Source organism: Thermoleptolyngbya sp. M55_K2018_002 (genome assembly GCF_015295965.1).
GTDB classification, from domain to species: Bacteria; Cyanobacteriota; Cyanobacteriia; order Elainellales; family Elainellaceae; genus Thermoleptolyngbya; species Thermoleptolyngbya sichuanensis.
This window is the reverse complement of sequence record NZ_DVEA01000171.1, coordinates 1-8588: the sequence shown is the minus strand read 5'-3', so window position 1 is coordinate 8588 and position 8588 is coordinate 1. Positions and strand designations below refer to the sequence as shown.

General features: G+C 57.3%; 6 protein-coding genes. 4 read left to right on the top strand and 2 right to left on the bottom strand.

From position 1 onward, the window contains the following. Positions 1 to 168: 168 nt before the first annotated feature. From IGS51_RS08605 to IGS51_RS08590, 4 genes are all read left to right on the top strand, one after another. A complete protein-coding gene (locus tag IGS51_RS08605) occupies positions 169 to 324 on the top strand; it encodes a hypothetical protein (RefSeq protein ID WP_297078023.1) in 156 nt (51 codons plus the stop codon). Then, the gene (locus IGS51_RS08600) at positions 321 to 1469 is read left to right on the top strand and encodes a cysteine desulfurase family protein (RefSeq protein ID WP_297078022.1); all 1149 of its coding nucleotides are present in this window, start codon (positions 321 to 323) and stop codon (positions 1467 to 1469) included. Before IGS51_RS08605 ends, IGS51_RS08600 begins: the two co-directional genes overlap by 4 nt. 301 nt (positions 1470 to 1770) lie before the next feature. Next, positions 1771 to 3195, top strand: a complete 1425-nt coding sequence (locus tag IGS51_RS08595) for a cell wall metabolism sensor histidine kinase WalK (protein WP_297078021.1) — start codon at positions 1771 to 1773, stop codon at positions 3193 to 3195. A 100-nt stretch (positions 3196 to 3295) separates the two neighbouring features. Next, positions 3296 to 3970 (top strand): response regulator transcription factor, encoded by a 675-nt coding sequence (locus tag IGS51_RS08590; protein ID WP_276568594.1) that lies wholly within the window; start codon positions 3296 to 3298, stop codon positions 3968 to 3970. An 18-nt stretch (positions 3971 to 3988) separates the two neighbouring features. Here the strand turns inward: IGS51_RS08590 and glgP are convergent, their stop codons facing one another. Next, a complete protein-coding gene (glgP, locus tag IGS51_RS08585; RefSeq protein WP_297078020.1) occupies positions 3989 to 6619 on the bottom strand; it encodes an alpha-glucan family phosphorylase in 2631 nt (876 codons plus the stop codon). 347 nt (positions 6620 to 6966) lie between these two features. Further along, the coding region (locus IGS51_RS08580; protein ID WP_297078019.1) for an Ig-like domain-containing protein at positions 6967 to 8588 on the bottom strand (1622 nt) is incomplete at its 5' end.

Below are 8588 nucleotides of genomic sequence, written 5' to 3'. Positions count from 1 at the left end.
GACGCAAGTTTGTGCGGCGACTCAAGGAACTGACGTTGCTCAAGTTTGAGCCTGCCTTGTGGAGATGCCTGGCAGCAGAAGACAAAGAAGCGCTGAGGGCGATCGCCCAGACTGCCTTGATAGAATACTACCAACGGTTAGAAGCTCGTTCTATCGCGCCCTAGAGCCATGACTTCCGAACGACTCCTGCAATTGCCCCTGCTAGAAAGTGGCGATCGCCTCTTCGCTAAAGGACTCGCTGCCGTCCTCGTAGCTTTGCGGTGGGGCATTGCGATTTCCGAACACCAGGCTTTTGTCGCATCATTCCAGCAAGCGGCACCATGATTTACCTCGACTACCACGCCACCACACCAGTCGATTCGCGTGTTGCCGATCGCGTTTACCACTATATGACGGCAGAATTCGGTAATGCCAGCAGCACCGATCACGAGTGGGGCGATCGCGCTGAAGCTGCCATCAAGCAAGCTGCTAAAGAAGTTGCAGACCTCATAGGAGCTTCACCGAGGGAAATCGTTTGGACATCCGGTGCGACCGAAAGTATCAATCTGGCAATTCAGGGGCACTTGGCTCCTAACCCAACGAAACCTCATCGAATCGGCTTAATGCCGATTGAACACAAAGCCGTCCTCGATACCTGCCATGCTTTAGAGAAACGAGGTTGGGCTGAACTGGTTTACCTCCAAGTGGATTCCAAAGGCAGGCTCGACCTGGAACATTTAGAACAAGTCTGTGCCGAGGGGTTGTCTCTGCTTTGCGTGATGGCGGCGAACAACGAGATTGGCAACATCTACCCGATTCAGAAGATTGGGCAGATTGCTCAACACTACGGCATTCCTTTTCTATGTGACGGCTCTCAGGCAGTCGGCAAGATTCCTGTTCTATTTGAGGAATGGGGCATCACCTATCTGGCAATCTCTGCCCACAAGTTCTACGGCCCCAAAGGGGTTGGGGCACTAGCTGTTCGTCAAGGCTATCACTTAGAGCCGCTTATATTCGGTGGTGGTCATCAGCGAGGAATGCGATCGGGTACTCTCAACGTCCCTGGGATTGTTGGGTTGGGAGAAGCTTGTCGGCTGCGATCGCTGGAGATGGAAGAAGATGAGCGGGCGATCGCCATGAAGCGCGATCGACTTCAAGATCTGCTCCTAGAAAAGATCCCTAACCTAGTCATTAATGGAGATCCAGAGCATCGGCTGGCAGGAAATCTTCACATTTCAATTCCTGGTATTCCCAATAGTGCCGTCATCGCTAGAGTTCGTTCTAAATTAGCGATATCAACTGGATCAGCTTGTTCTTCTGGGGTGGAAGAACCTTCCCATGTGCTACGTGCAATGAAGCTACAAGACAAAGTGATTGATGGGGCACTTCGTATTGGGATTGGTAAGTTTAGTCAGGATAAGGAGATTTACACAGCAGCAGACTTCTTAATAGAAGCCTATGAAATAACCCGTCAAGCTTTGTATGTTTAGGACTAATTCAATCTGTTAAGCTCTTTTGACGGTCGAAGAATATTTAGAGCCAGCTTTGTTGAAGATGTTTCGGCTGAAGATCAGCCAGACGTGATTGCAGCCCCTAAAAAACGAACTTTGAGTACACTAAAAGCGCTGCCTGACCTTCAAATTCTGACCACGCACTCTTGCTGTTGCTCAGCGAGTTCGTTCCTTCTGCTCAGGAAAAACTCATTTCTGGTTTCGGGCATCCAGTTAAATTGGAGACATTCCGAAGATAGCCGCTGGGCTTGCAATGTACCCGCTATATTTGCCAAAACCCATGTTCTCCCCGGCTGACGGAGCCAATTCTCAACGCCCGCTGCGATCGTCCCTGCAAATGAGGCTGACGCTGGGGGCGATCGCAGCAATTTGGGGTGGGCTTGGGTTGGGGATGCTCTGGATGTCTTGGCGGACGGAGCGAATGTTTTTGGCAGATCACCGGGCTAAGCTGTCGGCCGTGGTGCAGCAGATGCCCGATCAGGAAGTGGCGATCGCCCACGGATCTGCCTCCCAGAGCGATTTGCAGGACATGGTCAACCGGCTGTCGTCGGCCAATACCTGGCTGTGGATTCGAGATCACCAAGGCAACATCTTAGCCCGCTCCAACAATCTCCAGGTTTCTGAACATCAGGATGCGCTGCTGGATCTGTCGGAAACCACCACTACCCCCAAAATCCTGCGGCTACATGGGCAGTTCATCATTTGGTGTACCTATCCACTACAGCATGACGGGCAGATGATTGGGCAACTCTACGTCGCCAAGGACGTGACCCGCGACTACAGCATGTTGCAGTCGGTCAACCGCGATCTGATGATGGGCACGGGTATGGGCGTGGTGACGATGAGCGGGCTGGCGGCCTGGTTGATTTGGCGATCGCTCTCGCCCCTGCGGCAGGCTAACCAGATCGCTGAAGCCTACAGCGCTGGCAGCACCAACATCTCCCGCCTCGACCCAGATCAGGTGCCCGTTGAGGTGCAGGAACTGGTTCACACCTGCAACCGCCTGGTCGATCGCCTGTCGCAAACCGCCGAACGGCAGCGCCAGTTTACCAACGACGTGTCGCACGAACTCCGCACGCCGCTGAGTCTGGTCTATGGCTATTTGCAAAGCACCCTCCGCCGCAGCCCCAACCTCACCGAGGCGCAGCAGGAGATGCTGTCGATGGCGGTTTCTGAAACCGAGCGCACGATTGAGCTGCTCCAGGGATTGCTAGAACTCGCCCGCACCGACAGCAGCGCGGTGTTGTTTAACCTGGAACCCGTGCCGATTGGCGAAGTGGTTGGTGACGTAATCCGCATGACAGAACAGTTCAAGCGGCGATCGCTCAAGCTAGAAGCGCCCAGCCAGCCGATTGTTGCCCGGGCCGACCGCGAACACCTGCTGCGCGTACTGGTTCACCTAATCGACAACGCCATTCAATATTCCGAACCCAACCAGCCCATCAGCCTGACGCTCAGCCGCAAAGCACCCTGGGCGACGATTCAGGTGCGCGATCGCGGCTGTGGCATCTCCAAAGAAGACCAGGCGCGAATTTTTGAATCCTTTTACCGGGTTGATGCCTCCCGCAGCCGGGCCACAGGCGGCGTGGGGTTGGGGCTGGCGATCGCCGAATCCCTGGTCGAAGGCATGGGCGGGCAGATCGGTGTCGAATCAACCCCCGGCGTGGGGAGTGTGTTTACCGTAAAGCTGCCGCTTTTGGAGTGATGGAGTCGCGGAGCGATGGAGCGATAGGGCATTTCTACGCCTTCACCCCTTCATCCCAATCCTCTCCACTCCCCCCAAATCTTTAACCCCCCAACCCCTGATCATGTCTACTATCCTCTTAGTTGAAGACGAAGAAAAACTGGCTCGCTTCATTCAGCTAGAACTGGGCTGCGAGGGCTATCAGGTAAACGTCGCCCACGACGGACTGAGCGGGCTGACGCTGGCGCGCGAGACTCCGCCCGATCTGGCAATTTTGGACTGGATGCTGCCAGGGATGACGGGAGTGGAGCTATGCCGCCGACTGCGCTCGACGGGCAGCAAGATTCCGGTGATTTTGCTGACGGCGAAGGATGAAATTGGCGATCGCGTGACGGGGCTGGATGCGGGAGCCGATGATTACGTCGTCAAGCCCTTTAGCATTGAGGAACTGCTGGCCCGCGTCCGCGCTCACCTTCGCCGCACCCAGGAACCCGACCCCGACGCGCTGGAGTTTGCTGACCTGACGCTGAATCGCCGTACCCGCGAGGTATTCCGCAACGGTCGCCTGATTGAACTCACCGCCAAGGAGTTTGACCTGCTGGAACACCTGATGCGCCGCCCCAAACAGGTGATTACGCGCGATCGCATTTTGGAAGAAGTCTGGGGCTACGACTTCATGGGCGACTCCAACATCATCGAAGTCTACATCCGCTATCTGCGCCTAAAACTCGAAGAACAGGGCGACAAACGGCTGATCCAAACCGTGCGCGGCGTGGGCTATGTGCTGCGAGATTAAGGGTTGAGCGTGAATAAACTACGCCCAAAGCACCAATCCCGGCTGATAGGGGCTGCTGAGGTTTTCGTGCTTGGGCAAGATGCGGAGGGACAGTCCCTGAAAGCCGCTGTTGCGATAGGCGATCGCCCGCTGATAGACACTCATGGCAGGATTATCCGCATCAGCCCCAACATACTCCATGACTACAGGCTGCCCGTTGGCGATTTCGCCATGCTCGTCGATTGCCCCCTGGTATAGCTCTACCTGTATGTCGTCCGGTGTCAGTTCGCCTAGGCGGATGTAGGCCGTGACGAGAATCTCCTGTTCCACCTGCACATTGCCATCTGAGGACACGTCCACCCGGTCGATTTTCATGTCATACCAATGCTCAAACAGATGGTGATGCCAGCGGGCCAGGTCTTTGGCCGGGGCATAGTCATTGGAGATCATCGCCCGAGCGCGATCGCTCGCCGGGAAATAGGCCCGCTCTGCATATTCCGCCACCATCCGCGCTGTGTTAAATGTCGGCAAATTCAGCCGAATCGCGTCCTTCATCTTGGCGATCCAGCCGTGGGGAATGTCGTTTTCATCGCGGTTATAGAACAACGGCACGATCTCCTGTTCCAGCAGGTCGTAGAGGTCATTGGCTTCTACTTCGTCCTGTTCTTCTGGGTCGTCATAGTCTTCGCCATGCCCAATCGCCCAGCCCGTCCGCACATAGTCTGCCTCATCCCACCAGCCATCCAGCACGCTGAGGTTGGGCAGACCGTTCATCGCCGCCTTCATGCCGCTGGTTCCAGACGCTTCGCGGGGGCGGCGCGGCGTGTTTAGCCAGATGTCGCAGCCCGCCACCATCATCCGCGAAACGTGGATGTCGTAATTGGGAATAAACACGATGCGGTGGTGAATGTCGGGGTCGCGGGTAAAGTGGACAATCTCGCGGATTAACTCCTTACCAGGATTGTCTTTGGGGTGGGCTTTGCCCGCGATGATGAACTGCACCGGATGGTTGGACTTGAAGCGATCGCCCAGTCCCAGCATGATCCGCTTGATCCGCTCCACATCTCGCATGAACAGCGTCGCCCGCTTGTAGGTGGCAAAGCGCCGCGCAAAGCCGATGGTCAGCACTTTGGGGTCTAGCACGTCCTGCGTCTGGCTGAGTTCGATGAGGGAACCGCCGCGATCGCGCAAGCTTTGTTGCAACCGCTCCCGCACAAACAGCACCAGTTCCGACCGACAGCGCTCGTGGTTCCGCCAAAATTCTTCATCGGGAATGCTGCTCACCCGCTCCCATAGCGGATCACTGGCAGGGGCCATGTTCCAAGCTGGGCCTAAGTAGCGATCGTAGAGATCCTGGGTAGATTTGGCCACGCAACTGCGGGCGTGAACGCCGTTGGTGATGGAGGTAATAGGCACCTCTGCTAGGGGTAGCGCCGACCACAGCGTTGCAAACATCGACCGTGACACTGCGCCATGCAGCTTGCTCACCCCGTTCACGAAGGAGGCCATCTTGAGCGCCAGAATTGCCATGCTGAAGGGAGCCGCCAGATCACCCGGATTTTCGCGCCCTAGCGAGAGAAACTGCTCCCGCGCCAGCCCAAACTTTTCGGCGTAGTGCCCCAGGTAGTAAATGATTTTGTCAGAGGGAAACAGGTCGATGCCAGCGGGCACGGGCGTATGGGTGGTGAAAACCTGACTGGCTAGGGCCACCTGTGCGGCCTCTTCGTAGGTTAGCCCGGCTTCTTCGATCATCAGGCGAATCCGCTCCAGCGCCAGAAACGCCGAGTGCCCCTCATTCATGTGATACACGGTGGGGTTTAGCCCCAGCGCCCGCAGCATCCGCACGCCGCCAATGCCCAGCATGATTTCCTGGTGAATTCGCAGGTCGATATCGCCGCCGTAGAGTTCATCGGTAATGTCCTGGTCGTACTGATTATTTGGCTCAATATTCGTATCCAGCAGGTAGAGGGGAACCGTGCCCACCTGCACGCGCCAGATGCGGGCGTAGACCTTGCGGCCGGGATAGTCCACCTCAATGCGGATTTCGGAGCCGTCGGGGTGGCGCTCTAGGTGCAGCGGCATGTTGTAAAAGTCGTTGATGGGGTAGCGCTCTTGCTGCCAGCCGTCTGCGTTGAGGTATTGGGCAAAGTAGCCTTCTTGATAGAGCAGGCCCACGCCCACCAGCGGCAACCCCAAGTCGCTGGCGGATTTCAAATGGTCGCCCGCTAGCACGCCCAAGCCGCCGGAGTAGATGGGCAGGCAAGAGGTTAGCCCAAACTCGGCAGAAAAGTAGGCGTAGCAGTCGGTTAGCCCAGTCTCAGGGGCGATTCCCGCTGGGGTTTTGCCATTGGGGGTAGGGGATTTGGGCGATCGCCGCTTGCGAAACCAGCTTGGCTGCCGCAGATAGTCATCCAACTGCCGCTCTACGCGCTCCATCTGCGCCAAAAATCCGTCGTCTTCGGCCACCTCTCGCAGCCGCGCCTGACTGATCGTCCCCAGCATCAGCACGGGGTTGTGTTTGCTGGTTTCCCACAGGTCTCGATCCAGCCGCCGAAACAGGTCTATCGCTTCATAATCCCAGTCCCAGTGGAGGTTATAGGCAATGCGCCGCAGGGGTTCGAGCAGGGGCGGCAGGGCGGGGGTGACGTTGAAGGTGCGGATGGGTTTCATAGAGGGAAGAAAAAAGAACGAAGAGGGAAGAACGAAAAATAAGGAGGGAAGGGAGGTTAATGCTTCTGAGGGGAAAGGGTGGGGGGCTGGGGATGAGGTTGCTGGGAGCTTTGGAGCTGATTAGTAATCCAAAATCGCAAATCCAAAATCGAAAATCGATCTGACTTCTGTATTGTGTCCTGAGCAGATTCTAAGGATGCGGGGCTTAATACTTTTTCTCTACTGCATTGCGTTGCGTTACGAATGAGCAAAAAATTAGGCAAAAAAAGAGCGGCCAGCGGCCGCTCCTCAGGAGAACTCTGAGCTAGAAAATAGGAGTTAGAAAACCAGAGATTGCATCGATGTCGCTAGATGACGAAGTTGACGGAGGTGACGCTGCTGACCTGGGTGTTGTTTAGGTTGGCGATCGCCACGAAGTTGGTTCCTGCGCCGCTGCCGTCTGCATCGACAAAAATGCGGGTCGCTGTGCCCACTTGCGACAGCTTGACGTAGGCGCTGAGCCGCTGGAACGGCGTGCCGCCTGCTAAAAAGGCGGGCTGTTGGAAGATGCCGCGCAGGTCGATGACATCGGTCGTCTTGAAATCGGCGATCGTGTCAATGCCTTCGGCCAGGCTATTGAACACGAACATATTTCTGCCGCCGCCGCCGATTAGCACGTCGTTGCCTGCGCCGCCGATCAAGATATCGTTGCCTGCCTGCCCGCGCAGTGTATCATCGCCTGCACCGCCGACGAGTTGGTCATTGCCGCCGCCGCCGCGCAGGTCGTCGTTGCCGCTGCCTCCATCCACCAAGTCACTGCCGCCGCGAGCAATCACGCGGTCGTTGCCGCTCCGCGCAATAATCCGATCATTTCGATTGGTTCCCCGCAGGGTTTCCGCCCGGTTGGTGCCTCGGACAACGTTGGGGCGACGGCCCAGCGAAAACACCAAAGGCGTTCCCAGTTGTCCGTTGGGGGCTGGGGGAATAACGACGAGTTCCTCGTTGCCTGGCCCCACGTCGTCTGCGGCCATTTCCCAGGTGTCGAAGGCTCCCGCAGCCAGCGCGTTGCCAGCCAGGTCAGTAATGTCGCTGACACGCAGCGTCAGGGTATAGGTTCCGGTGCGGCTGGTCAGCCGATTTAGGTTCCCCACTGTAAAGGTGCGGTTGTCGCTGGTGGAGAGCGTGGCGCTGCTCAAGTCCAGCGGGGTGCCGCTACGGGTCAGTTGCAAGTCGCTCAGGTCAAAGTTTCTGACGGCTTCACTGAATTGAATCGTGATCGTGCCCAGCGCCGTTGTCCGGGGGTTGGGGGTAACGTCCACAATGTCCACTGTTGGGGCGATGCGGTCGATCGTGTAGGCGGCCGTGCCGTTGACCCCGGCCACGAGCGCCAAATTCTCTGAATCTTTGATCGAGCCGTCATTCAGCACGTTGAGGCGAACCGTACCGTTGCCTGTGCCCGTGTTGACCACCACCGTAAACTTGCCGTCTGTGCCCGTGACGCTGGCCACGGTTGCCCCGGTCAGCCCAGTGGTCGTCAGGCTGAAGTCGGTGACATCGACCCCGGTCACGGGTTCGCTGAAGATGACCGAAAAGCTGACGGTTGGGGCATTGGTGGCTTCGGGGCCGACGCGGGAAATGGCGAATACGCGGGGAGCCTGGCCCGGCAACTCTGCCGACAGAATCACGCCAAAGAAATTGTCGTTGTTGGCGGGCGAGTTGTTGTCGCTGCTGGCGCTGTTGCCTTGGGCAAAGAGGCGATCGCCCGTCACCGTGGGCAGGCGGGTTGGCATTCCCAGATTATTGCCGTTGCTATTGGTTAACGAGTTGAGCGCAAAAATCGCGCCGCCCAAGCCCTGACCATTGCCGCCAGCGCCCGCACCGCCCTGAGCGCTGTTGTTGATGAAGCGCGTGTCGGTCATCGTCAGAGACCCCGTGCGGATGAAGATAGCGCCACCCATGCCCGCGCCGCCGCCGCCGCCGTTGCTATTGC

Bases quoted from the DNA above. Each gene is read 5' to 3' on its own strand.
- IGS51_RS08605 (WP_297078023.1), top strand. From the start codon at position 169: ATGACTTCCGAACGACTCCTGCAATTGCCCCTGCTAGAAAGTGGCGAT.
- IGS51_RS08600 (WP_297078022.1), top strand. From the start codon at position 321: ATGATTTACCTCGACTACCACGCCACCACACCAGTCGATTCGCGTGTT.
- IGS51_RS08595 (WP_297078021.1), top strand. From the start codon at position 1,771: ATGTTCTCCCCGGCTGACGGAGCCAATTCTCAACGCCCGCTGCGATCG.
- glgP (WP_297078020.1), bottom strand. From the start codon at position 6,619: ATGAAACCCATCCGCACCTTCAACGTCACCCCCGCCCTGCCGCCCCTG.